This is a genomic window from Aerococcus loyolae (genome assembly GCF_002871915.2).
Taxonomy (GTDB): Bacteria; Bacillota; Bacilli; order Lactobacillales; family Aerococcaceae; genus Aerococcus; species Aerococcus loyolae.
Map to the genome: position 1 here is coordinate 466,930 of NZ_CP126958.1, position 24,938 is coordinate 491,867.

The following is a 24,938-nucleotide window of genomic DNA, read 5'->3' on the forward strand; positions in this document are numbered from 1 at the left end:
GATTAAGGTGTTAGAAAATAAACAAATCGTTGTGATCGTGACTGGTGGAATTGCTGCTTATAAGGCGCCCGATTTTGTGCGCCTCTTGATTAAGTCAGGAGCAGAAGTCAGGGTAGTGATGACGGAAGCAGCTGAACAATTTGTCCGCCCCTTTACTTTTGAGGTCTTAACCAAGTATCCCGTCTTAACTGAACAGGGGGCCTATCCGGATAGTATCGGTCACATTCATTTAGCTGATTGGGCTGACCTGGTGGTTGTCCTCCCAGCTACCGCCAATACCCTAGCTAAGGCGAGCTTGGGTTTGGGGGATAATGAAGCGACTGCTACCTTATTAGCAATGAATTGTCCGCGGATTTTTGTTCCAGCTATGAATAATAAGATGTGGGAAAATCCGGCTACGGTTAATAATGTTAACAGCCTAAGAAAACGGGGAGATATTGTTATCGAACCGGCCTCTGGCTTTTTGGCAGAAGGTTATGAAGGTAAGGGGCGGATGCCTGAACCTATTGAGGTCTTGCAAGCAGTGAAGGCTTTGGTCGCTGTGGAGATGGCCTTTGCCGATCAAGCAAAGAATGTCCTTAAGAATAGCTTCTTTAAAGGGAAGAAGATTGTCGTATCCGCTGGAGGCACTCAAGAAGCTATTGATCCCGTCCGTTTTATCGGTAACCATTCCTCAGGGAAGATGGGCCTGGCCTTGGCCCATGTGGCGGACCTCTTAGGGGCTGAGGTGACCTTAGTGATGACTCCAACGGCCCAAGACTTGCCCCATTTACCTGCCATTAAGACCCGTCAAGTGAAAGACGCCCGCCAACTCTACCAAGTCATGCATGAATTGAACGAGGCCAGTGATGTCATTATCATGGCAGCGGCCGTTTCTGACTACCGGGTGGAGACGCCTAGCACCGAGAAGATCAAGAAGAATAAGGAAACTGACCAGGACCACTTACAAATTAACCTGGTAGAGAATCCCGATATTCTCAAGAGCCTTTCCCAGGAAGGAACTTTCCTGGTTGGCTTTGCAGCGGAAACCAACCATGTGCTCGACTATGCCAAGAAGAAATTAGCCGCCAAGGGCATCGATATGATTGTGGCTAATGACGTGAGTCAACAAGCCATCGGTTTCTCTAGTGAAGACAATGCCGTTACCATCATCAGTCAAAAGGGGGCAAAGACCTTGCCTCAAGCCGATAAAATGATGATTGCTGGAGGAATCTTTGCCCAAATTGCTCAAGAAATGAATCCATAAGAAAAAGGACTTAGCTCCCGGCCAATTTAATGGCTGGATTAGCTAAGTCCTTTTTGACTTGGGCAAGGATTAAAACTCGTCACCTAATAGATAGGTATGTTCGCCCAAGGAATATGGATCGTTTTTATTAATTCGCTCGTAGTAGAGGTGACCATCAAGGTGGTCGATTTCATGTTGCAAGACGATGGCAGGATAGCCCTTGAAACGTTTCTTAAAATGATTGCCTTCGAGGTCATCGTAAGTGATGGTGATGCGAGCGTAGCGGGGCACATAGCCGGACACATCATCATCGACTGAGAGGCAGCCTTCGCCCTCTCTGAGGCAAACTTTTTCTACGGAATGACTAATGATCTTTGGATTGACCATAACCCCTTCTAAAATAATCTCTTCATCGGAATCAGGATCTTCGATATTAGGAACCAAAAGGGCGATCATCTTTTCGCCAATGCCTACTTGAGGGGCGGCGAGACCAACACCGGCGCGGAGACCAAGTTCAGGGCCCTTTTCTTCATCTTGACTATTATACAGATATTCCATCATATCGTGAGCCGCTTGTTTTTGCGCTTCATTTAAGGGAAAAGTGATGGTATCTGCTTCACGGTGTAAAACCGGATTGCCATCACGGGTTATGTCATCCATTAAGTACATACAGCTTATCCTCCATTAACTATCTTATATTTTAATTCATTTTCTCAAATTACAGCAAATAAGTCAAAAGGATCTCGCCGTTTTTTAAGGCTATAAATAATCGAATTAGAACAATAAATGTATCCAGCAAATATTAAAATTTTCACAAGGTAAGCGTTTTCTCAGTTGAATTGTAACAGTATTATAACAGTTGCAAACACCTGTATTATTTTGAAAAATGGCTTTATATAAGTACTTTAGCCAGACTTTTAGGAAATCAATCACAACGCGCATGTTAACGTTTACACAAATAAAGCAACTGTTCTAATATAGAAAGTTAGGATTTGGACCTCAATTGTTTGAATTCGCTTCCTTTCCATGATAAATTAGTGAAGTGAAGGGTGAATAAGCCAATGCCAAGGCATGGCAAAATATTTTCTTTACAGAAAGGAATGTGTACAGATGGCAAAACAACCAGTAGATTATCAAGCACAACTTGCTGGTATTGACGAACAGTTCCAAATGGTTCGTATACTAGACGAGGAAGGGAAAGTCGTTAACCCTGACATTATGCCAGATTTAACTGACGACCAACTTGTAGAAATAATGAAACGGATGGTCTTTTCAAGAACCTTACATGAACGCTCAATGGCATTAGCTCGCCAAGGACGTTTAGGTTTCTATGCGCCAACTTATGGACAAGAAGCTTCACAAATGGCTAGCTCTTATGCCTTTGAACAAGATGACTGGCTATTCCCAGGTTACCGTGACATTCCACAATTAGTGGCTAAGGGATTACCAGTAGATAAGGCCTTCCATTGGTCTCGTGGACACGTCGAAGGAAATGATTATCCAGAAGACTTCCATGCAATGCCTCCACAAATTATTATTGGGGCCCAACTTATCCAAGGTATGGGTAATGCTGTTGGTCAAAAATTAAATGGTTCTAAGAATGTCACTTACACCTACACTGGTGACGGTGGTTCAAGTCAAGGGGACTCATATGAAGCTTGGAACTATGCTGGTCGCTATAAAGCACCAATTGTTTTCTTCATTCAAAACAATGGTTTTGCGATTTCCACCCCACGTCAAAAACAATCAGCGGCTAAATCCTTAGCACAAAAAGCCGTTGCAGCTGGTATGCCAGGTGTTCAAGTGGATGGTAACGATGCCTTAGCAGTTTATGCGGTGGCTAAACAAGCACGTGAATGGGCTGCAGCAGGTAACGGACCAGTCTTAATTGAAACCATTACCAACCGCCTCGGCGCTCACTCCACTTCCGGTGACGATCCTAAGATTTATCGTACCGATGAAGATATTCAAAGCTGGACCAGTCGTGAACCACTTATTCGTTTCCGTGCATACCTAGAAGAAAAAGGTCTCTGGGACGAACAAACTGAAAGCGACTATGTCGAAAGCGTTAAAGAAGAAGTTCAAGCAGCCATCAAGAAAGCTGAAGCTGCACCTAAACAAAAAGTTTCTGACTTCTTGAAGAACATGTTTGAAGAACCAGGGCAAAACATTAAAGAACAAATTGAAAAATATGAAGCGAAGGAGAGTGAATAAGGATGGCCAAGAGAACTGGAAAAACAATGGTAGAAGCCATCACTGCAACGTTAGACCAAGAAATGGCTCGTGACGATAAAATTTTACTTTTCGGTGAAGACGTAGGTAAAAACGGTGGTGTGTTCCGTGCTTCTAAAGGTTTATATGATAAATATGGTGAAGACCGTGTAAGTGATACGCCTCTATCTGAATCTGGTATTGGTGGTATGGCAATCGGACTTTGTCTCCAAGGTTTCCGTCCTATCATGGAAATCCAATTCTTCGCTTTCGTATTTGAAGTAATGGACTCCTTAGCAGGACAAATGTCACGTTACCGCTTCCGTTATGGGGCAACCCGTAACTTCCCAATTACCGTGCGTTCACCATTTGGTGGTGGGGTTCACACACCTGAAATGCACGCGGACTCAGTAGAAGGTCTCTTTGTCCAAACCCCAGGGATGAAAGTGGTTGTCCCATCAAGTCCTTATGAAGCTAAAGGTTTACTTGCTTCAGCAATTCGTGACAATGACCCAGTCTTATTCCTTGAACACATGAAGTTATACCGTTCATTCCGTGAAGAAGTTCCTGAAGAAGAATACACCATTCCTCTAGGTGTAGCCAATGTGGCTCGTGAAGGCTCTGACGTTACTGTGATCGCTTATGGTTACATGGTGCGTGAAGCACTTAAGGCTGCGGAAGAATTAGAAAAAGAAAATATTTCTGCTGAAGTCATTGACTTACGGACGATTTCACCAGTTGACTATGAAACCATTGGTAAATCTGTTGAAAAAACCGGCCGTGTTGTCATGGTCCAAGAAGCTCAACGTGAAGCTGGTGCAGGTAACAATGTGATCGCTGAAATTTCTCAACGTTTCATTCTTTCTCTAGAATCACCAATTGAATTCGTATCAGCTCCTGATACAGTTTACCCATTTGGTTTAGCAGAAAATGACTGGTTGCCAAATGCTGATGACATCAAAGAAGCAGTTAAGAACACAGTTAATTTCTAGAAATAAGTAATCCTATTGAATCACTTAAGCTAAGAAGGGATGATGAAAAAAGATGACATATACTTTTAATATGCCAGACGTCGGTGAAGGCATGAGCGAAGGCGAAGTTGTTAGCTGGCACGTTGCTGTCGGAGACTCCGTCCAAGAAGAAGATGTTCTTGTTGAAATCCAAAATGATAAATCTGTTGAAGAAATCGCTTCACCTGTAAGCGGTAAAATTGAAAAACTATACGTTGAAGAAGGTGACGTAGCTATCGTTGGTGAACCTTTGATTGATTTCTCAGGGGAAGGTTTACCAGAAAGTGATAATGCAGCTTCTGAAGCACCAGCTAGTGAAGAAGACTCAGCTCCTTCAGCTAACGCAAGCACTGGATATTATCAATTCCGTCTACCAGACGTTGGTGAAGGAATGGCCGAAGGTGAAATCGCTGAATGGCTAGTCAGTGAAGGCGACGAAGTCACTGAAGATACTGCGGTTGTTGAAATTCAAAATGACAAATCCGTTGAAGAAGTTTACGCTCCAGTTGCTGGTACCATTAAGAACATCATTGTGCCTGCCGGTGAAGTAGCTAATGTCGGTGATGTCCTTGCTGAAATCGACTCACCAGAACACAACAGCGAAGGCTCAGCACCATCTTCAACTCCAGCTTCCCCAGCTCAACTTGAAAAAGCTGACGAAGGCAATGAAGGAGCAACCGGTGCAGCTAATGGCAACGGTGGTGTTCCACAAACAGCTGATCCAAACAAACGTGTATTAGCAATGCCTTCCGTGCGTCAATATGCCCGTGAAAAAGGTGTTGACATCTCTCAAGTCGCAGGTTCCGGTAAGAATGGCCGTGTCCTAAGAGAAGATATTGATAACTTTGACGGACAAGCTGCAAGCGCAAGTGCTCCAGCTGCTGAAACCACAAGTGCTAAAGCGAGCGAAGAACCTGCTAAGAAAGCTGCGCCTAAGAAGGAAAGTCATGAAGACGGCGATGTAGAACACGTTAAGATGACTCCAATGCGTAAAGCTATCGCTAAATCCATGGAAACCTCTAAATACACTGCTCCTCAAGTGACCTTGTTCAAGGATGTGGAAGTATCCAAGCTATGGGATCACCGTAAGAAATTCAAGGGTATTGCTGCTGAACGTGATACCAAGTTAACCTTCTTACCATACGCAGTGAAAGCTTTAATCGCTGCAGTTAAGAAATACCCAATGCTTAATGCTTCAGTTGATGATGACGCCCAAGAATTCTTATTGAAGAAATATTACAACATTGGTATTGCTACTGATACTGATCAAGGATTATACGTTCCTGTGGTTCATAATGCAGACCGCAAATCCATGTTTGATATTGCTGATGAAATTAATGACAAAGCTGCCAAGGCCCATGAAGGTAAATTGAAGGCTGCTGATATGTCAGACGGCACTGTTTCAATTTCTAACATTGGTTCAGTTGGCGGGGAATACTTCACCCCAATTCTTAACTACCCAGAAGTTGCCATTTTAGGCTTTGGTGCAATTGTGCAACAACCTGTAGTTGACGACAATGGTGAATTAGCAGTTGGTCGAGTATTGAAACTTTCATTAACCTTCGACCACCGTATCGTCGACGGCGCAACAGGACAAAAAGCCTTGAACGAAGTTGGTCGTCTGCTTAGCGATCCTGAATTGTTATTAATGGAATCTTAAGGAGGTAGTTAGTAAATGGTTGTAGGTGCAATGGCAATTGAACTGGATACAGTCGTTGTTGGGGCTGGACCTGGCGGATACGTTGCAGCGATCCGCGCAGCCCAAATGGGACAAAAAGTAGCCATTATTGAACGTGAATATATTGGTGGTGTCTGCTTAAACGTTGGCTGTATTCCTTCCAAGGCTTTAATCCAAGCTGGACATGCTTACCACGAAGCCAATGGCGGTTTAGAAGTCTTTGGTGTGGATTCAAAAGCTAGCTTAGATTTCACCAAAACACAAGAATGGAAAGACAATAGCGTGGTTAAAACCCTAACCAGTGGGGTAGAAATGCTATTGAAGAAAAATAAAGTGGAAATTATCCGCGGGGAAGCTTTCTTCAATAATGAACGTGAATTAACCGTTATGGGTGAAGGTGATGAACACCAACTCTATAGCTACAAACACGCAATCATTGCGACAGGTTCTCATCCAATTGAAATCAAAGGCTTTAAGTTTGGTGGCCGTGTCATTGACTCCACAGGTGCCTTAAACTTAAAAGAAGTGCCTAAGAAACTTGTTGTTATCGGTGGTGGGGTCATCGGTGCCGAACTGGGTTCAGCTTATGCTAACCTCGGTAGCCAAGTCACCATCTTAGAAGGTTCTCCTCAAATCTTACCTAACTTTGAAAAAGATATGGTTAAGGTTGTCGAAAAAGGCATGAAAGCCAAAGGCATGGATATCCATGTTAACGCTATGGCTAAGGAAGCTGTCGACAACGGGGACTCTGTCACCGTTAAATATGAAATTGACGGCAAGGCTAACGAAATTGAAGCGGACTATGTCTTAGTTTCTGTTGGTCGTCGTCCTAACACTGAAGATCTTGGCTTAGAAGCCTTAGGTGTTAAGACCAATGACCGTGGCCTAATTGAAGTCGATAACCAAGGCCGCACCAGCGTGAAGAATATCTTCGCGATTGGTGACGTGGTTCCTGGTGCTGCTTTAGCCCACAAAGCCTCCTACGAAGGTAAAATTGCTGCGGAAGCTATTTCTGGTAAAGCCGCTGCAGTCGACTACAAGGTAATGCCTTCTGTGGCCTTCACTGACCCTGAAATTGCTTCTTATGGTCTAACCGAAAAAGAAGCTAAGGACCAAGGTCTTGACGTGAAAGCAACCAAGTTCCCATTAGCTGGGAATGGTCGGGCTTTGTCATTAAACCAAAAGGAAGGTTTCGTACGCTTAGTTGCTACTAAGGATGACAAGGTGATCGTTGGTGCTCAAATGGTCGGTGTTGGGGCTTCAGACGTGATGGCTGAAGCAGGTCTAGCTATTGAAGCAGGCATGAATGCTGAAGATATTGCCCTCACTATCCATGGCCACCCATCCCTCGGGGAAAGCTTAATGGATACAGCAGAAGGCGTTCTTGGTATGCCAATCCATATGTAAGAATTAACATAATTCAAGAAGAAGCTCTTGCTCCGGCAAGGGCTTTTTTATTCGTTAATATCTGACTAATCAATGATCTATGACTTGCACTTTAGGGATTTCTTAGCCATACTAAGGAAAAAGACTAGGATGGAGTGTCGCTATGAGTAAAATTACTGACAAATTTAAGGACTATGCCTTAAAAGGAGGCGTCCCGGTTGAAGAATCTAACTTGGAAGGTGGTCAAAAACTCTTTCGGATGGGAATGCAGCTGCCGGATAGGGAGGTTATCCCTGTAGCCATCATTATCGATGGTAAGGAGGATCCGGCGGTAGATTATCAAATTACCTATAGCAAGCTGGCCTATGTGAAGGACTATAACCAACGGGCTGAGGCACTAGATGAAATTAACCGGCTTAACCGGATCCACACCGGCTATTTCCACCTATGTTTAGCGGGTGATGGTGAAATTTATTTAAGAACTTTAGGCCGGGTATCGGAAGATGTACGCCCCCTCTACGAGATTATCATGGCCGGTCAACAGGTCTTAAGGATCTTAGTCAAAGAATCAAAGCTGTTTAAAAATTAAATGATTGAATTTCATAGAGAAGACCGCAAGCTAACATGCGGTCTTTTTTTATGCGCTTTTTTAGCTGAAAATTGTTAAAAAAAGTAACACATATAAACCGTATTTTCACGAAATAAAGAGCGAATAACTTATTTTATTAATAAATAATAAAGAAGCCTTAAATTTCTATGTAAAATAGTTTGACAATTCAGAAGTAAATACGTAAAATATAAACAACTATAACAAATATGTTAGAAAATATAACATATTTGATTATCGCAGGATTGGAGTGAGAAACATGATCATTGAATTTAAAGATGTGGAAAAGTATTACGGTGATTTTCATGCCCTAAAAGATATTAACCTTGGCATTGCTGAGGGAGAGGTGGTCACCTTGATTGGGCCATCTGGTTCGGGAAAGTCGACCCTCTTGCGTTGTATTAATGGACTGGAAGAAATTTCTAGTGGTCATCTCTATTGTGATGGCGAGGATATTGCTGATCCTAAAACCAACATCCGCCAAATTCGTCGTGACTTTGGCATGGTCTTTCAACACTTTGAATTATATCCGCATATGACCGTCATGGAGAATGTGACTTTGGCACCGATTAAGGTGATTGGGAAGACCAAAGAAGAAGCCTATGAGCGTGCAGAGCGTCTACTCAAGCGCGTGAACATGTGGGATAAGCGAGATTCTTATCCAAGCCAACTCTCTGGTGGTCAAAAGCAAAGGGTGGCTATTGCCCGAGGCTTGGCTATGAAGCCTAAGGTTTTGCTTTTCGATGAACCTACTTCAGCCCTGGACCCAGAAATGGTCGGTGAAGTCTTAGAAGTTATGCAAGGCATTGCCCAACGTGATCAAATGACCATGGTGGTGGTTACCCACGAAATGCGCTTTGCCCGTCATGTCTCAACCCGGACCATCTTTATGGAGGCGGGGGAAATTGTTGAAGATCGTCCGAGTGAGGAATTCTTCAGTCAACCAAAATCAAGACGGGCGCGTGACTTTATCTCCTCCCTTGAAGGCTTATAAAAGGAGGGCTTACCATGAAAAATCCATGTAAAAAGCTCTTACTCGTCGTCCTGACAGGCCTCTTGTGTTTGCTCAGTGCCTGTGGGAAGTCGGTGAGTGAGAAAAATATTATGGACCGTTTGCAAACTGACCAAGCCCCTAAGATTCGTTGGGGAGTCAAGGTGGATACCAATTTATTCGGCTTTTACAACATTGAAAAAGGGGAAGTTGAAGGTTTTGATATTGATATCGCTAAGGAACTGACTAAGCGGATCGCCGGCCCCAGTGCTCAGGCAGAATTTGTAGAAGTGACCTCCAAAACCCGGATTCCTTTACTCAAAAATGCCAATATCGACGCCATTATTGCCACTATGACCATTTCTGAAGAGCGGAAAAAACAGGTTGATTTTTCTGATATTTATTTTAATGCTGGTCAAGCCCTCTTAGTAGGACCAGGTGTCAAGCTTAAGGGGGTAGAGGACCTGGGGCCTGACCATACGGTTCTTGCGGTGAAGGGGTCTACTTCAGCACAAAGAATTAAGGAACACGCCCCAGAAGCCAAGGTCTTGGAATTGGAAAATTACTCGGAAGCCTTCACTGCTCTGAAATCTGGTCAAGGCCAAGCCATGACGACTGATAATGCCATTCTTTTGGGGATCAGTAAGGAAAATCCCGACTACCATATTGCCGGATCTACCTTTACCCGGGAGCCTTATGGGATTGCGGTCAATAAAGGTCAAGACGACTTCCGTCAAGCCATCAACCAGGGCTTAAAAGACATGGTTGCTGACGGCAGCTATCAAGCCATTTTCAAGAAGTGGTTTGGTGACCAGGCCCAAGAAGCATCTATTGCTAATGACCTTAAGGAGGGGGAGTAAAATGTTTCAATTATTGAATAACTATTCCAGTGAATTGTTCCTAGGTTTTAAGAACACCATTATGGTCAGTGTCTTAGCCCTAGTCTTCTCCCTGGTCATTGGGAGCTTGGTGGGGATTATGCAAACCAGCCATCATAAGGGCCTACGGATGCTGGGTGACATCTATGTGGAATTTTTCCGCAATATTCCCTTGTTAATTATTGTGATGTTCTTCTACGTAGTGGTGCCCTTATACTGGGTGAAATTAAATGGCTTTACCGCTGGCTTAATCGGTCTCACTATCTATACTTCGGCCTTTATTGCTGACGTGGTGAGGTCGGGGATAGAAGCCGTTCCCCACGGACAAATGGAGGCGGGACTATCCCAAGGTTTCACCGCGACTGAGACCATGGTCTACATTATCTTTCCCCAAGCCGTTCGTATTGTGATCCCACCATTAGGCAACCAGTTTATTAACCTGGTGAAGAACTCGAGTATCTTGGCTATGGTTGCTGGCTTAGACTTGATGTATTTTGGGGACTTGATTGCTAGTGAAACCTTTAATACCTTTGATTCTTATATCTTAGTGGCTTTGTTCTACTTAGTGTTAACCATACCACTGACTGCCTTGATGCAGTATCTAGAACGGCGCTTGAGTAACTAGGAGGGATGATCATGAATTTTTCCGATGCTTTTTCTTGGGTAAATATTTCCTTTCTCTTAGAAGGTTTATGGGTGACTTTAAAGGTCACCGGGATAACCATCCTTTTGAGTTTACTCTTAGGGACGCTCTTAGGGGTAATCCGCTACCTCAAGCTCCCTGTTGTAGCTAGGGGAGTAGGCCTAGTTGTTGATACCATCCGTAATTTACCCTTACTATTAATTATATTTTTTACTTACTTTGCTTTACCACAAATCGGCCTACGCTTGAATATCTTTTGGGCAGCAGTGGCAGCGATGACCATCTTTGAGTCATGTATGATTTCAGAAATCATTCGTGGCGGGATGAACGCCGTACCTAAGGGGCAAATGGAGGCGGGACTTTCAACCGGCTTCACCCGTGGTCAGGTGATTATTTTAATTATCCTGCCCCAAGCGATCCGATCCATGCTACCGTCCATTGTCAGTCAGTTGATCGCTCTCATTAAAGACACTAGCTTAGCGACGGTGATTTCTTTACCAGAGCTGACCCATAATGCCCGGATTATCTATGGTCAGGAAACCTCTTATGTGATTCCAATTTTTGTGGCGATGACCTTCCTCTATTGGATCACCTGCTTCCTCCTGTCACGCCTAGCTAAGCGGTTGAAATTTGCCGGATAAAATGACAGATAAAAACTCCTCAATGCTTGCTATAGGACTCTGTTGATTTAGAGTCAGAGCAGAAATGAGGAGTTTTTTTATTTGATATGGATGGGACTTCTAGTCCGTCTCGTTTTTTAAAGCTAATTGGGCTTCCTCAGGAAGGAGTTTAAAGGCCTGACCGAGCTCAAGTTCTTCAGGCAGGTAGAGCGAGCCAATTCGAAAGCGTTGTAAGTAGATAACCTCTTTTCCAACCGCTTGAAACATGCGCTTGACTTGGTGATACTTGCCCTCTGTCAAGGTCACGGTGATTTCCGATCGGTTCTTGGCTGGATCAGTAGCCAAGATATCTAGCTGACTAGGGGCACAGTGGTCACCTTGGTCGATAGTTAAGCCTTTAGCGAAAGCTTCGACATCCTCTTCAGTCACAATGCCTTCAATCTCAGCATAGTATTCCTTGCTGACTAATTTTTTTGGTGAGAGAAGGTCATGGGCGAAGTCCCCGTCATTAGTCAGAAGGAGGAGGCCTTCGGTATCCTTATCTAAGCGTCCTACGGGAAAGGGTTGGTAAATCTCAACTTCGTTAGCTGGCAGGAAATCCGTCACAATCGCTGTGGGACCGGGACGGGTAGTAGACAAACAATTTTGCGGTTTATTAAGCAGGTAATAAATGTAGGGTTCATATCCGATCCACTGACCGTCCAAGCTAATGGTATCAGTCTCTTCATCAACCTGCATTTCAGGCCGGCTGGCAATGGAATCGTTGACTGTAATCCGTTTGGCCTTGATTAACTTTTTGACTTCTTTACGACTATAGAGGGTAAAATTAGAAATAAATTTGTCTAATCGCATAGTAATGCTCCTTTATTAATGACTTTATGGATGGGATTAAAGTTCCAGATTTCTTTAATAGTAATGATTGTTCTTTGTTGTAACTGTCACACTCTATTCAAACCTGCTCCAAGCGCAAGGCAAGCGTCCACTTCAGAAAATGACGACAAATTCTCTTTGAGAATTCTTACGCCATTTTCTTCCAGTGGTCTTGCCTTTTGGTGCGCTTGTCGCACTCTATTTTTTTATTAGCTGTTTTTGTTTGCTATAATAAATATAGTTAATATTAAGAGAGGAAATAAACATGAAAGCTTATTCTTATCCCTTTCCCTTTGAATGTTCTAGTCAAGAGATTGCTGATGTGATTGCTTTATGGGTTGCTTTGGAGGCGGCTTATGAAGGCGGTATTGACCGTCAGGAGTTTCTCGACAAGTACAAGGGCTTTAAGAAAATTATACCAAGTAAGATGGAAGAAAAACAATTAGCTAAGGAATTTGCCCAAGCGTCTGGCTATGAGCTTTATCCTACTGTGAAGAAAGCCCAGCAAGAATCCAGTAAAACAATAAAAATGCCCTAAAGCTATACACTCTTTTAAGTCTAGCATAAAGAGCCTAGGGCAGGATTAAATGGAAACTATCTATATTAAAGGAGGTAATCTTTTGGATTTAAATAAACGTGCCCAATTGGTGAGACAGTGGATTTACCAAGCTGCTGATCAGATTCTTGAAGGTTTGAAGAATCCCTTGATCGTTCAAACCAAGTCCAATCCTAAAGACTTAGTGACTAATCTCGATCAATCGACCGAAAAATTTATCCGTAGTCAGATTAAGGATCACTTTCCTAAAGATAAGATCTTAGGTGAAGAGGGTGGGCAAGGCCAGATTGATAACTTGAATGGGCCAGTCTGGATCATTGACCCCATTGATGGGACCACAAATTTTGTCTGCCAGCATAATCACTTTGCTATTATGGTGGCCTTTGCCCTGGACGGGGATGTCCAACTTGGCGCCATCTATGACGTGATGAATGACGACTATTTTTCAGCTGTCAAGGGCCAAGGAATCCAACGTAATGGACAACCCTATCAAGTCCCTTATGACGACTTAGCCATTTCTGAGAGTCTAATCGCTCTTAACCGGCAAATCTTACTCGATGACCGCTACCACGCTAAAGACCTGGTCAGTCAGTCCCTAGGGATTCGCTACAACGGCAGTGCGGGTTTGGAAATCCTCAATGTCTTAAAAGGGGAACTGTCCCTGTATGCTGCCTTAGCCCTTAAGCCTTGGGACTTAGCGGCAGGAGTGGCCTTGGTCAATGAAAGTCCTTTAAAACTGACCCAGCTCGATGGCCAAGCCCTTAATCTTATGCAGGCCAATGCTTCTGTGATTGCCTATCCTAGCGCCTATCAGACCTTCCGCGACCTCTATGAACGCTCAGTACAGGAAGATGACTAGGGGAGTCGCTCTTGTCCATCAGCTGTAAAATTTGCTTTTGCTTGAATGCAGTCGAACGGATAGATCCTAGTTTTTTCCCAACTGATAAAAAAACTAGGATTTTAGACAGATGAGTGTTACAATGAATCGTCTGTAAAAACCAAAAGCATTAACAGAAAATCAAAACAAGTTCATTATTATTTTGTTTGGAGGAATTAAAATAATGGGAAATCGCAATGATATTCGTAACGTCGCAATTATTGCTCACGTTGACCACGGGAAGACAACGTTGGTGAACCAACTCTTAGAAGAATCAGATACACTGGATGAGCGTACCCAGCTGGCTGACCGTGCCATGGATTCCAATGCGATTGAACGTGAACGCGGAATTACTATCCTAGCTAAGAACACCGCCGTGAACTATAAAGGCACCCGGATTAACATCATGGACACCCCAGGCCACGCCGACTTTGGTGGGGAAGTGGAACGGATTATGACCATGGTGGATGGCGTGGTTTTAGTGGTAGATGCCTTTGAAGGGACCATGCCTCAAACCCGCTTCGTCCTACAAAAGGCCTTTGAAGCGGGTAAGCCAGCTGTGGTTGTGGTTAATAAAATCGATAAACCCGCTGCACGTCCCCTAGAAGTGGTTGACGAAGTCTTAGACCTCTTCATTGAACTGGGTGCCGATGAGAGCCAAATTGAATTCCCAGTGGTTTATGCTTCAGCGGTGAACGGGACTTCAAGCTTAGCTCCTGACCCCCAAAAACAAGAAAAAACCATGGATCCGCTCTTTGATAGTATTCTGGAAAACATTCCTGCTCCAGAAGATAATGAAGATGAACCCCTCCAATTCCAAGTCTGCATGCTCGACTATAATGACTATGTCGGACGTATCGGAGTGGGCCGGGTCTTCCGGGGAACCATCCGAGTGGGCGATACCGTGACCTTAAACAAGTTAGACGGTAGTCAAAAGAACTTCCGGGTCACTAAATTATTCGGTTATCTCGGTTTAGACCGGATTGAAATCGATGAAGCTAAGGCCGGGGACATTATTGCCGTTTCCGGGATGGAAGATATCTATGTGGGTGAAACCGTGACCGATACCGAAGTCCAAGAAAAACTTCCACCTTTACACATTGATGAACCAACCCTACAAATGACCTTCTTAACCAACGACTCACCATTTGCGGGTCGGGAAGGGGATAAGGTGACCGCACGTAAGATTGAAGAACGGTTGAAATATGAACTTCACACCGACGTTTCCTTACGGGTTGAAGATACCGACCAACCAGACCAATGGGTGGTTTCTGGTCGTGGGGAACTCCACCTTTCCATCTTGATTGAAAACATGCGTCGTGAAGGCTTTGAACTTCAAGTGTCACGGCCAAAAGTTATCCGCAAGGTTATTGACGGAGTAGAATGTGAACCATTTGAAGCGGTGCAAATCGATACACCGGAAGAATACCAAGGTGCCGTGATTCAATCTTTAAATGAACGTCATGGGACCATGCGTAATATGGAAAACACCGGCCGGGGAACCGCTCGTTTAGAATACTTAGTACCTTCCCGGGGGATGATTGGTTACTCTACTGAATTTGTACAAATGACCCATGGTTACGGGATCTTAAACCATACCTTTGAGCAATATCAAGCCGTGATTAAGGAAGAAATTGGTGGTCGTCGTAATGGGGCCTTAGTATCTACCGAAACTGGTAAGGCAACTACTTACGGGATCATGCAAGTTGAAGACCGCGGAACTATCTTTGTTGAACCGGGGACCGAGGTCTATGAAGGCATGATTGTCGGAGAAAATGCCCGTGAAGCGGATATTGACGTGAATATTGTTCGCTCTAAGAACTTAACTAACGTCCGTTCCGCAACTAAGGACCAAACTGCTACCATCAAGGCACCACGGATCCTAAACTTGGAACAATCCCTTGAATTTATGGATGACGATGAATACTGTGAAGTGACTCCAGAAAATGTTCGTCTCCGTAAACAAATCTTGAACAAGAGCGAACGGGCCCGTTACAACAAGCGTAAAAAGAAAAACGACTAAGTTTACTGATTGAAGCGGGCTAGTCGAATAAAGGTTGAGACTTTTGTCTTGGCCTTTTTCTTTTGGTCTCATTATTTTTCATGTTAGCTATGCTATAATTGAAAAATAGGTCAGCATGTAATCTTTAGTAAATAGAGTTGACAAGCATTCGTTCTGCTTTTGAAATTTAGGACTTGAAGAGCCATGGCATCGGCTCGGGCAGCTATAGCTCTTGAAGCAAAGCAACTTAGAGATATATTTCAAGCTTGCATAGACAAGCTAGCTACTTTTATCTTCCCTCACCTAGCAAGCTTCAAATGGCTAGTACGGCTGGCGCCTACTATCCATAATTCACATTGCTTGCTTGTTCATGGCTAAGGCCCAACTTTCAAAGCGCCACTACTGCTCAAAACAATTTACTAAAACTAATTTTTCATAATACTTATTCACTAATACAAAATAAAAACCGTAAAATTGTTAATCAATGAGGAGCGTTTTGATGCGATTGATTCATTCAGCTAGTCAAGACAAGACTAGCCCAAAAAAATCCAATAAAAAAAGTAAAAAGGCTAGAAAAAAAGCCAAGTTTTCCCATCCGATTTTTCAAAACTTTTCCTGGGGTTTAAACCAGCATATCCTGATTCCTAGTTTTCTCTTGCTGGTGCTCGGTTTGATTGGAGTCTTTTCGGCTTCCAGCTACCGGTCCCTCCAGGAAACTGGCTATGAATCGGCCACCACTTATATTGTCCGCCAGCTTGTTTTTGCTGTCATTGGGACAGTTGTTGGTTTGGTGACTTATCGCTTTAAGCCCGATTATTTCAGAAAACCCAAGTTCAGAAGTGGCTTACTCTTAGTGATGACGGTTCTTCTCCTGGTGGTGCGTTTCCTGATGCCAGCCATTAATGGGGCCAAGGGCTGGATTATCTTGGGGCCGATATCGATTCAACCGGTCGAATTTCTTAAGCCCGTGATGATTCTGCTCTGGGCCGACTACCTAGACCGTCATCGCCTGGCAATCTTGAATAAGGGCTTCCTTAAGACAGTGAAGGCTAACCTGGTCCTTCCTTTGGCCTTATTTTTCTGGCTGGGGCTGGTTCTCACTTTCCCAGATACGGGGGGAGTCCTCTTATTAGGCTTAATCTTAGGAGGCATGACCTTAGCTTCAGGAATTTCCAGTAAGTATACCCTCAGAGCCTTGGGACTAGGCGCCTTAGCCTATGTCCTCGTGATCGGGCTTTTGAACCTCTTCGATTTTTCGGGCTCAGGGGACGTCAACTACCGGATCCAACGCTTTATTTCCTTTACTGACCCCTTCAAAGTCGCCAAGAGCTCGGGGCTGCAACTAGTCAATTCCTTCTATGCCTTAGCCATGGGGGGCTTACTGGGGCAAGGGCCAGGCAACAGTATCCAAAAGACCGGCTACCTGCCTGAAGCCCATACCGACTTTATCATGGCGATCATCGGAGAGGAGTACGGCTTTATTGGGCTCTTTGTAATCTTGGCCCTTTATTTCTATCTCACCTTTTATATCTTTTACCGGGCCAAGAAAATTCAAAATAACTTCTACCAATTGGTCATGATTGGCGTGGGTTTCTATTTCCTCAGCCAGGCCATTGTCAACCTGGGCGGGATCACTGGTCTTATCCCCATTACCGGGGTTACCTTCCCCTTTATTTCCTACGGGGGTTCCTCAATCATGACAACTGGAATTATGGTAGGTTTGGCCCTAGCCATTGACTACCGTAACCGCCGCATGGTGCTTGCTCAACAGCTTTCTTAATTTCTTGTGTTATAATGAGGCTATTATAACCGCTTTCATAGGCAAAGCTGATTCAAGCATTAACGGAGGGAATATTATGATTAAAAAAGTCTTAGTCGCCAACCGTGGCGAGATTGCGATTCGGGTCTTTCGGGCCTGCTATGAATTAGGCATTGAAACTGTGGCTATCTTCGCCCGTGAAGATGAAACCAGTGTCCACCGTTTTAAGGCTGATGAATCCTACCTGGTTGGCGCCGGCAAGAAACCTGTTGATGCCTATTTAGACATTGAAGATATTATCCGCATCGCTAAGGAAACCCAGGCTGATGCCATCCATCCCGGCTATGGTTTTCTCTCTGAAAACCAAGAATTTGCTAGTCGCTGTCGGGAAGAGGGGATTATCTTCATTGGACCAAATACCGATACCCTAGACATGTTTGGGGACAAGATTAAGGCCAAGGCTGCTGCTCATCAGGCGGGCATCCAAGAAGTTCCCGGGACTGAAGGGGATGTGGAATCAGTTGAAGAGGTCAAGGCCTTTGCTAAGGAGGCTGGCTATCCGATTATGGTCAAAGCTGCCCTAGGTGGCGGTGGCCGGGGGATGCGGGTAGTCCGCTCTGACGATGAAGTGGAAGAAGCCTATCATACCGCTAAAAGTGAAGCTAAGACTGCCTTTGGTTCCGACGAAATTTATGCAGAAAAATACATTGAAAATCCTAAGCATATTGAAGTCCAAATCTTAGGCGACCAGGCCGGCAATGTGGTCCATCTATGGGAACGGGACTGTTCGATCCAGCGTCGCCACCAAAAAGTGGTGGAAATGGCGCCATCCGTTTCCTTAGACCATGACTTAAGACTACGGATCTGTGAAGCCGCGCGGCAATTGATGGAAAATGTGAATTATGTTAATGCGGGGACCGTTGAATTTCTGGTTTCTGGTGATGACTTTTACTTTATTGAAGTCAATCCCCGGGTCCAAGTGGAACATACGGTCAGTGAAGAAATTACCGGGATCGACATTGTCCAAGCCCAGATCCAAATCGCAGCGGGTAAGACTTTAGCAGAGATAGAAATTCCTAAGCAGGAAGACATGCCCCTGATTGGCTATTCCATCCAATGCCGGATCACGACGGAAGACCCTGCCAACCATTTCTTCCCTGATACCGGGAAAATTAACACCTACCGGTCACCGGGGGGATTTGGTCTACGGTTAGATGCTGGGAATGGTTATACCAATACCGAGGTTTCGCCTTACTATGATTCTCTCTTAACCAAGCTGGTTTCCCATTCCATGACCTTTGAAGATGCCGTGCGCAAGATGGTCCGGGGGCTACGGGAATACCCGATCCGGGGTGTCCACAATAATATTCCATTCTTAATGAATGTGCTCACCCATCCGACCTTTACCAGTGGCCAAGCCACCACAACCTTTATTGACAATACCCCCGAACTTTTCGACTTTCCTAAGGAGCGTAACCGCGACCGGGGCAATAAGATCCTCCAATATATTGGGGACACGACCGTCAATGGTTTCCCAGGTTTACAACAAAAAGACAAGCCCCATTATCGTCCGGCCCACATTCCTGACTTAGAAGCAGTCGCCTTAGACCGACCAAGTGCCAAACAGGTTCTTGACCAAGAGGGCGTTTCAGGAGTGCAAAGTTATATCCATGACAGTAAGGAAGTTCTCTTAACTGAGACCACCATGCGGGATGCCCACCAAAGCTTGATCGCGACCCGGATGCGGACTCGCGATATGCTCAAAGCGGCTAAACAAATGGAAGCGGCTAACCCAGCCATCTTCTCCCAAGAAGTCTGGGGTGGGGCGACCTTTGACACGGCCTACCGCTTCTTAACGGAAGACCCTTGGGTTCGTTTAGAGAAACTCCGTCGGGCTATGCCCAATACCCTCCTGCAAATGCTCTTTAGAGGATCTAATGCCGTGGGTTATACCGCTTATCCAGACAATGTCCTCCGAGCATTTATTAAACAAGCGGCTGAAACGGGGATCGATGTCTTTCGAATCTTTGACAGTTTGAACTGGTCCAAGCAAATTGAACGCCCCCTGGAATTCGTCAAGGAAACTGGGAAAATTGCCGAAGCCGCCATGTGTTACACCGGAGATATCCTAGACCCTAACAGAAGCAAGTATGACCTTAACTACTATGTCAACTTAGCCAAGGAACTCCAAACCATGGGCGCCGACATTATCGCTGTTAAGGATATGGCGGGGCTCTTGAAACCGCAAGCAGCCTATGTCCTGATTTCTGAATTAAAAGACAAAATCGATGTACCGATCCATCTCCACACCCATGACACCTCGGGTAATGGGATTATGATGTATTCCGAAGCAGTTCGCGCTGGCATTGATATTGTGGACGTGGCCACGTCAGCCTTCTCCTCAACTACCAGCCAACCAAGTATGACCAGTTTCTACTATGCCTTGGAACACAATGACCGTAAGCCAACGATTAACGTGAAGAACGCCCAAGCCATGAACCAATACTGGTCAGGTGTGCGAACCTATTATGAAGATTTCGCCTCTGGATTAAAAACCCCAGAAACCGAAATTTACCGGACCGAAATGCCAGGAGGCCAGTATACCAACCTCCAACAACAAGCCGCTTCCGTAGGCTTAGGGGACCGTTGGGAAGAAGTCAAGGTCATGTACCACGATGTCAACTTACTCTTTGGCGATATCGTTAAGGTGACCCCATCTTCTAAGGTGGTCGGTGATATGGCCCTCTTCATGGTTCAAAATGACCTATCCATTGAAGACTTCTATGAAAAGGGCAAGACCATCGATTTCCCTGATTCCGTGATTGAATTCTTCCAAGGTAAATTAGGTCAACCCGCAGGTGGCTTCCCAGCGGATGTCCGGGATATCATCCTCAAGGGGGCTGACTATACTGAAGAACGTCCTGGTGATCTCTTAGAACCGGTTGATTTTGACCAAGTCAAGGAAGACTTAAGCGAAAAATTGGGCGATGAAGTCGACAAGAAAGACGTGCTCGGCTATCTCATGTACCCCAAAGTCTTCACCGACTACCGCGACAAGCTCGCCCGTTACAGTGATATTTCTAATGTCGATACCCCAACCTTCTTCAATGGCATGCGGCAAGGGGAGACCATTACCGTTGAAATTGAAAAAGGCAAGGTCCTCCTTATTCGCCTGATTGAAATTGGGGAAGCCGACCACTCTGGTCAACGGATTATCTACTTCGACTTGAATGGTCAACGGCGGGAAATTGCTGTCCAAGATGCCCATTACACCAATGTGGTGGCTAGTCGTCCCAAGGCAGATACCAATAACCCCAACCACATTGCGGCAACCATGCCCGGTTCGATTCTCAAGGTGGAAATCAGTGAAGGCGACCATGTCAGTGCTGGCCAAGTGGTCTTAGTGACTGAAGCCATGAAGATGGAAACCACGATCAAGGCACCGAAAGCCGGCAAGGTCCGCCAAGTCACTGTCCAAGCGGGCGAACAAGTTGAAATCGGAGATCTCTTAATTGAATTAGAAACTGAATAAGAAAATAATTACTTCAAAGAAAGGAGCCTGGTGCCATGACCAATTCTCATACCCAACGGCAAGAACTCGTCGTCTGGTTGAATTCCACCCAAAAAACCCGGCAATTGAAACGCTATGGCTACCTTCACTACCTGAATAAGGAACGTAAATACGCCATTCTTTATGTCGATAAGGACCAGGTAGAGGAAGCCGTCGAGGGACTCAAGAAAGTCCGCCAAGTCATCAAAGTCACTGTTTCTCCCAAAGCGACCATTAACATGGATTTTACAGTGGCCTTAGACGGTGAAGAAGACCGTGCCAAAGTCATCAAGGAATTCGAGGACTTTATCTATCCACCGAAATAAACAACCAACGTAGCAGAAAACCTGCTGCGTTTTTTATTTGCTTAGAAATAAAAGTTAGCGGAAAGCTAAATAAAGTTAAAAGAAAACCTACAATGTCAGTGATGTTGACCCAATGATGACAATTGTCATAAAAATGTAATTTGTTTAATAATTTATCTAGAAACATACAAAATGCTTGCTATGAATGGTTTTTGTCGTGTCATATTTTAGTAATTTTATAAAATATGATTAAATTGTGAATTTTATGTGCTTTATTCATACAAAAAATAAAAATATCTGTTAAAATAAGATATATGAGGGAGAGCGGTGATAAAATTTTGCACGGTAATCACAGCTTAAAAGAAAGCTGAAATTCTTTACTAGTGCACTGGCAAAGAAAGATAAATATTAAATATAACAATTACATATCGTAGTGTATCTATCACTCAATTTTGTAATGGGAGGTCAATATTATGAAAGACTTGAAAAAATTATTATTAGGCGCAGCGGCTACAACCGCAGCAGCTGGTGTGTTCTTCGCATCTGATGCTGCAGTTGCTAAAGCTGAAATGTTTGTAAATGAATTTGATGAAAACGGAGTACCTACTACCGTTACTCAACCTACTGAAGAAAATACAAACGAAAATACAACTGAAACTCCAGATGTAAAACCTGTTGAAGAAGACAATTCTTCAAACTTGTTTAAACCAGCTTTAGACGAAGATGGCGTACCAGCAAATCTTTCTGAAAAACCAGCTGTTGAACAACCAGAAGAAGTTGTAGAAGAAGATCCATACCACTCACCATATGAATATGAAGCAGAAACTAAAGAAGCTGCTATCGAAATTGGTGAAGCTATGCTTAAACGTTCTGAATTAGAAGGAACTGCTTTAGCAGAAGTTAATAACCATGTTGATGCTGTTCAAACTGCTTCAGGTAAATGGACTCCACAATTCAGCTATGTAGAAAAAGAAGAAACTCCTGCTGAAGAAAATGAAAAACCAGCAGAAGAAACCGAAAAAACCTTAGAAGATCTCTTTGACTTTAGCGGTTTAGCAGAAGAAAATGAAAAACCTGCTGAAGAAACTCCAGCAGAAGATACCGAAAAACCTGCTGAAGATACTGAAAAATCATTAGAAGATCTCTTTGACTTTAGTGGTTTAGTAGAAGAAGATCCAGAATTTGAATTCGATCCAGATAAAGCATATGACACCTTAGCAGACGCTTTCGTAGCTGCAGAAACTGCAATCAAGAATGATCCAGTAAACGAAGGCTACGACATTCAAGTAGGTGCAGATGGCAAATACTACATCCAATTACAAGTAGAAGCTAATACTGAATTAGAAGATCTCTTTGACTTCAGCAAACTTGAAAAAGAAGATAAAGAAGACAAAGACGAAAAAGCTGAAAAAGATGCTAAGAAAGAAGATCCTAAGGTTGTAGTAGCTAACGAAAAAGACCAAAAAGCTGATAAAGAAGCTAAAGCTGAAAAAGCTAATGCTAAATTACCAGCTACTGGTGTAGTTGCTGGTTCTGTTGCTGGCTTAGGTGTTGCTTTAATTGCAGCTGGTTCAGCTCTATCTTTCCGTCGTCGTAAATAATTAACTAGCTCTTTAGAGAGTAGTTAATAATATCTTAATTGCTTAAAAAGCGTGCAAAATATCATACTCTCCCTCTACTGAACCTTGGTGCTTCGGCGCCAAGGTTTTTTGTATATTCTATAGTACCTAGGTGTTGATGAGAATTAAAAGTTCTTTATCAACACTTTTTGCTTAAAATTTTAAAAATCATAAAAAGAAATAGAAATAAAGAATAACTTTGTTAAATTAACATTTTTGTAATTAAATTGTAAATTTTGTAAATATAGATTAGAATCCTTATTAATACTAGCTTTATTGTGTCAAAAATATGAAATATTATCCGGAAAATGCTAAAAGTGTGAAGATTTTACGAAGTATAACTTGAATATAATTGAATATGTACTAAAATTAATTTATAGAGGGAGATAAAAAATTTACTTGCACGAAAGTTCAGCGAAAAATAAGCTGACATTCTTTACTAGTGCACTGGCAAAGAAACATAAGATTTTGTAATGGGAGGTCATTATTATGAAAGACTTGAAAAAATTATTATTAGGCGCAGCTGCTACAACTGCAGCCGCAGGTGTATTATTCGCAGCTGATGCTTCTGTAGCTCACGCAGCAGACGCATTTGTAACACCAGTAGACGCAGATGGCGTGCCTACAAGTATTTCTGGTAAACCAGCTGTAAACGTAAAACCAGAAGTTACACCTGCAAAACCAGAAGTAAAACCTGTTGAAGAAAATAACTCATCAAACTTATTTAAACCAGGTTTAGACAAAGATGGTGTACCTTCAAACGTTTCTGGTAACCCTGCTGTAGCACAACCAGAAGAAAAAACAGTTGAAGATCCAAACCACTCACCATACGAATACGAAGCAGAAACCAAAAAAGCTGCTATCGAAATTGGTGAAGCAATGCTTAAACGTTCTCAATTAGAAGGTACTGCATTAGCACAAGTAAACAACCATGTTGATGCTGTTCAAACTGCTTCAGGTAAATGGACCCCAACTTTCAGCTACGTTGAAAAAGCAGAAACTCCTGCTAAAGAAGATAAAAAAGACGAAGTTAAGAAAGACGACAAGAAAAAAGACGACACCAAGAAAGACGAATCTAAGAAAGATTCAGACAAGAAAGACAGCAAAGATAACAAAGACAACAAAGCTAAGAAAAACGAATCTAAGAAAGATGACAAGAAGAAATCTGACAAAGATTCTAAAGTTGTCGTAGCTAACGAAAAAGCTAAGAAAGATAATAAAGCTAAGAAAGACGCTAAAGCTCAAAAAGCTAACGCTAAATTACCAGCTACTGGTGTAGTTGCTGGTTCCGTTGCTGGCTTAGGTGTTGCCTTAGTTGCTGCTGGTTCAGCTCTATCTTTCCGTCGTCGTAAATAATTAACTAGACCTTAAGCGATAGTTAATAGTATCTAAATTGCTTAAATAAAGGTGCAAGAATATCTTACTCTCCCTCTAGCGGACCTTGGTGCTTTAGTGCCAAGGTCTTTCTTTGTTTATAGCGGGAAAAGGGCTATGAATCGGTCCTCTCTTAGCAAATGACTGTGCTATAATGAATAGCGAATTGAGAAGGGATGTGGCAAGATGCGGATTATTGCCGGTGAATTTGGGGGGATCCCCCTACAAGCAGTGCCAGGATCGAATACCCGGCCCACGACAGATAAGATCAAGGAATCCATGTTTAACATTATTGGCCAATACCTAGATGGCGGAATTGTCCTTGACTTTTATGCGGGGTCAGGTGCTCTGGGGTTAGAAGCGCTCTCGCGGGGAGCGGATGAGGTCTATGCCTTTGAACGCTTCCGTAAGGCTCAAGAAACGATCGCTAAGAATGTGGCTAAGGCCCATATTGAAGAGCGTTACCACTTATTGAAGGGTGACAACCAAAAGCAGTTGAAGTCTTTGCGGAAGAAGGCTCCTAACTTACAATTTGACTGGGTTTTCTTAGATCCACCTTATAAGGGCCAACATTTAGAAGACTTGCTTATTCAGTTCCAGGAAGAGGGCTGGCTCAGTGACCAAGTCACGGTAGTTTGTGAGCTGGATAGTCAAGATAACCTGCCTGACACCGTGGGAAATTTACATGCCTTTAAAAACGCAACCTATGGCCATACTCGTGTAGTTTGCTATCGTTTTGCTGCATAGGAAATTCAAGCTGATTTCATGAAATTGAAG

21 protein-coding genes are annotated in these 24,938 nt (G+C 43.6%); 19 read left to right on the forward strand and 2 right to left on the reverse strand.

The genetic code is table 11. The features are described 5' to 3' along the window. The first annotated feature begins 7 nt into the window (after window positions 1–7). A complete protein-coding gene (gene coaBC, locus CJ190_RS02085; RefSeq protein ID WP_064292731.1) occupies window positions 8–1,246 on the forward strand; it encodes a bifunctional phosphopantothenoylcysteine decarboxylase/phosphopantothenate--cysteine ligase CoaBC in 1,239 nt (412 codons plus the stop codon). A 69-nt stretch (window positions 1,247–1,315) separates the two neighbouring features. Here coaBC and def read toward each other — a convergent pair whose 3' ends face one another. Next, window positions 1,316–1,894: a peptide deformylase gene (def, locus tag CJ190_RS02090; RefSeq protein WP_064292730.1), complete on the reverse strand. Its 579-nt coding sequence runs from the start codon at window positions 1,892–1,894 to the stop codon at window positions 1,316–1,318. Window positions 1,895–2,335: 441 nt separating this feature from the next. Between def and pdhA the strand changes: the two genes are divergently transcribed. The 9 genes from pdhA (at window position 2,336) to CJ190_RS02135 (ending at window position 11,270) form a co-directional block, all read left to right on the forward strand. After that, on the forward strand, window positions 2,336–3,439 hold the full coding sequence (gene pdhA, locus CJ190_RS02095; protein WP_064292729.1) for a pyruvate dehydrogenase (acetyl-transferring) E1 component subunit alpha: 1,104 nt from the start codon (window positions 2,336–2,338) through the stop codon (window positions 3,437–3,439). Between the two features lie 2 nt (window positions 3,440–3,441). Then, on the forward strand, window positions 3,442–4,428 hold the full coding sequence (locus CJ190_RS02100) for an alpha-ketoacid dehydrogenase subunit beta (protein ID WP_064292728.1): 987 nt from the start codon (window positions 3,442–3,444) through the stop codon (window positions 4,426–4,428). Between the two features lie 52 nt (window positions 4,429–4,480). Next, window positions 4,481–6,106 carry a dihydrolipoyllysine-residue acetyltransferase gene (locus CJ190_RS02105; RefSeq protein ID WP_064292727.1) on the forward strand — a complete coding sequence of 542 codons (1,626 nt, stop codon included), beginning with the start codon at window positions 4,481–4,483 and terminating at the stop codon, window positions 6,104–6,106. Window positions 6,107–6,121: 15 nt separating this feature from the next. Continuing rightward, the gene (gene lpdA, locus CJ190_RS02110; RefSeq protein ID WP_064292726.1) at window positions 6,122–7,531 is read left to right on the forward strand and encodes a dihydrolipoyl dehydrogenase; all 1,410 of its coding nucleotides are present in this window, start codon (window positions 6,122–6,124) and stop codon (window positions 7,529–7,531) included. Window positions 7,532–7,673: 142 nt separating this feature from the next. Next, complete coding sequence (locus CJ190_RS02115; RefSeq protein WP_064292725.1) at window positions 7,674–8,099, forward strand: hypothetical protein; 426 nt, start codon at window positions 7,674–7,676, stop codon at window positions 8,097–8,099. Window positions 8,100–8,376: 277 nt separating this feature from the next. After that, entirely contained in the window at window positions 8,377–9,111 is a 735-nt protein-coding gene (locus tag CJ190_RS02120; RefSeq protein ID WP_013669549.1) for an amino acid ABC transporter ATP-binding protein, read from the forward strand. 14 nt (window positions 9,112–9,125) lie between these two features. Then, complete coding sequence (locus CJ190_RS02125; RefSeq protein ID WP_064292724.1) at window positions 9,126–9,968, forward strand: glutamate ABC transporter substrate-binding protein; 843 nt, start codon at window positions 9,126–9,128, stop codon at window positions 9,966–9,968. Window position 9,969: 1 nt separating this feature from the next. After that, window positions 9,970–10,611, forward strand: coding sequence for an amino acid ABC transporter permease (locus CJ190_RS02130; protein ID WP_064292723.1), 642 nt, complete (start codon window positions 9,970–9,972; stop codon window positions 10,609–10,611). Between the two features lie 11 nt (window positions 10,612–10,622). Further along, window positions 10,623–11,270: an amino acid ABC transporter permease gene (locus tag CJ190_RS02135; RefSeq protein ID WP_064292722.1), complete on the forward strand. Its 648-nt coding sequence runs from the start codon at window positions 10,623–10,625 to the stop codon at window positions 11,268–11,270. 99 nt (window positions 11,271–11,369) lie between these two features. Here CJ190_RS02135 and CJ190_RS02140 read toward each other — a convergent pair whose 3' ends face one another. Further along, window positions 11,370–12,101 carry a pseudouridine synthase gene (locus CJ190_RS02140; protein WP_064292721.1) on the reverse strand — a complete coding sequence of 244 codons (732 nt, stop codon included), beginning with the start codon at window positions 12,099–12,101 and terminating at the stop codon, window positions 11,370–11,372. Between the two features lie 283 nt (window positions 12,102–12,384). On the opposite strand from CJ190_RS02140, the gene CJ190_RS02145 reads away from it, so the two are divergent. From CJ190_RS02145 to rsmD, 9 genes are all read left to right on the forward strand, one after another. Continuing rightward, complete coding sequence (locus CJ190_RS02145) at window positions 12,385–12,657, forward strand: UPF0223 family protein (protein ID WP_064293536.1); 273 nt, start codon at window positions 12,385–12,387, stop codon at window positions 12,655–12,657. 82 nt (window positions 12,658–12,739) lie between these two features. Continuing rightward, complete coding sequence (locus CJ190_RS02150; RefSeq protein ID WP_070598030.1) at window positions 12,740–13,534, forward strand: inositol monophosphatase family protein; 795 nt, start codon at window positions 12,740–12,742, stop codon at window positions 13,532–13,534. A gap of 202 nt (window positions 13,535–13,736) precedes the next feature. After that, window positions 13,737–15,575: a translational GTPase TypA gene (typA, locus tag CJ190_RS02155; RefSeq protein WP_064293538.1), complete on the forward strand. Its 1,839-nt coding sequence runs from the start codon at window positions 13,737–13,739 to the stop codon at window positions 15,573–15,575. A 478-nt stretch (window positions 15,576–16,053) separates the two neighbouring features. Then, window positions 16,054–17,334, forward strand: coding sequence for an FtsW/RodA/SpoVE family cell cycle protein (locus CJ190_RS02160; RefSeq protein WP_168162776.1), 1,281 nt, complete (start codon window positions 16,054–16,056; stop codon window positions 17,332–17,334). Between the two features lie 76 nt (window positions 17,335–17,410). Continuing rightward, on the forward strand, window positions 17,411–20,845 hold the full coding sequence (locus tag CJ190_RS02165; RefSeq protein WP_180754108.1) for a pyruvate carboxylase: 3,435 nt from the start codon (window positions 17,411–17,413) through the stop codon (window positions 20,843–20,845). A gap of 35 nt (window positions 20,846–20,880) precedes the next feature. After that, window positions 20,881–21,189, forward strand: coding sequence for a YlbG family protein (locus CJ190_RS02170; RefSeq protein ID WP_060777855.1), 309 nt, complete (start codon window positions 20,881–20,883; stop codon window positions 21,187–21,189). 452 nt (window positions 21,190–21,641) lie between these two features. Then, window positions 21,642–22,769: a DUF5633 domain-containing protein gene (locus CJ190_RS02175; protein WP_064293539.1), complete on the forward strand. Its 1,128-nt coding sequence runs from the start codon at window positions 21,642–21,644 to the stop codon at window positions 22,767–22,769. 507 nt (window positions 22,770–23,276) lie between these two features. Next, window positions 23,277–24,143 carry an LPXTG cell wall anchor domain-containing protein gene (locus CJ190_RS02180; protein ID WP_070598031.1) on the forward strand — a complete coding sequence of 289 codons (867 nt, stop codon included), beginning with the start codon at window positions 23,277–23,279 and terminating at the stop codon, window positions 24,141–24,143. Window positions 24,144–24,326: 183 nt separating this feature from the next. Continuing rightward, window positions 24,327–24,908 (forward strand): 16S rRNA (guanine(966)-N(2))-methyltransferase RsmD, encoded by a 582-nt coding sequence (gene rsmD, locus CJ190_RS02185; protein WP_224783431.1) that lies wholly within the window; start codon window positions 24,327–24,329, stop codon window positions 24,906–24,908. Window positions 24,909–24,938 lie beyond the last annotated feature (30 nt).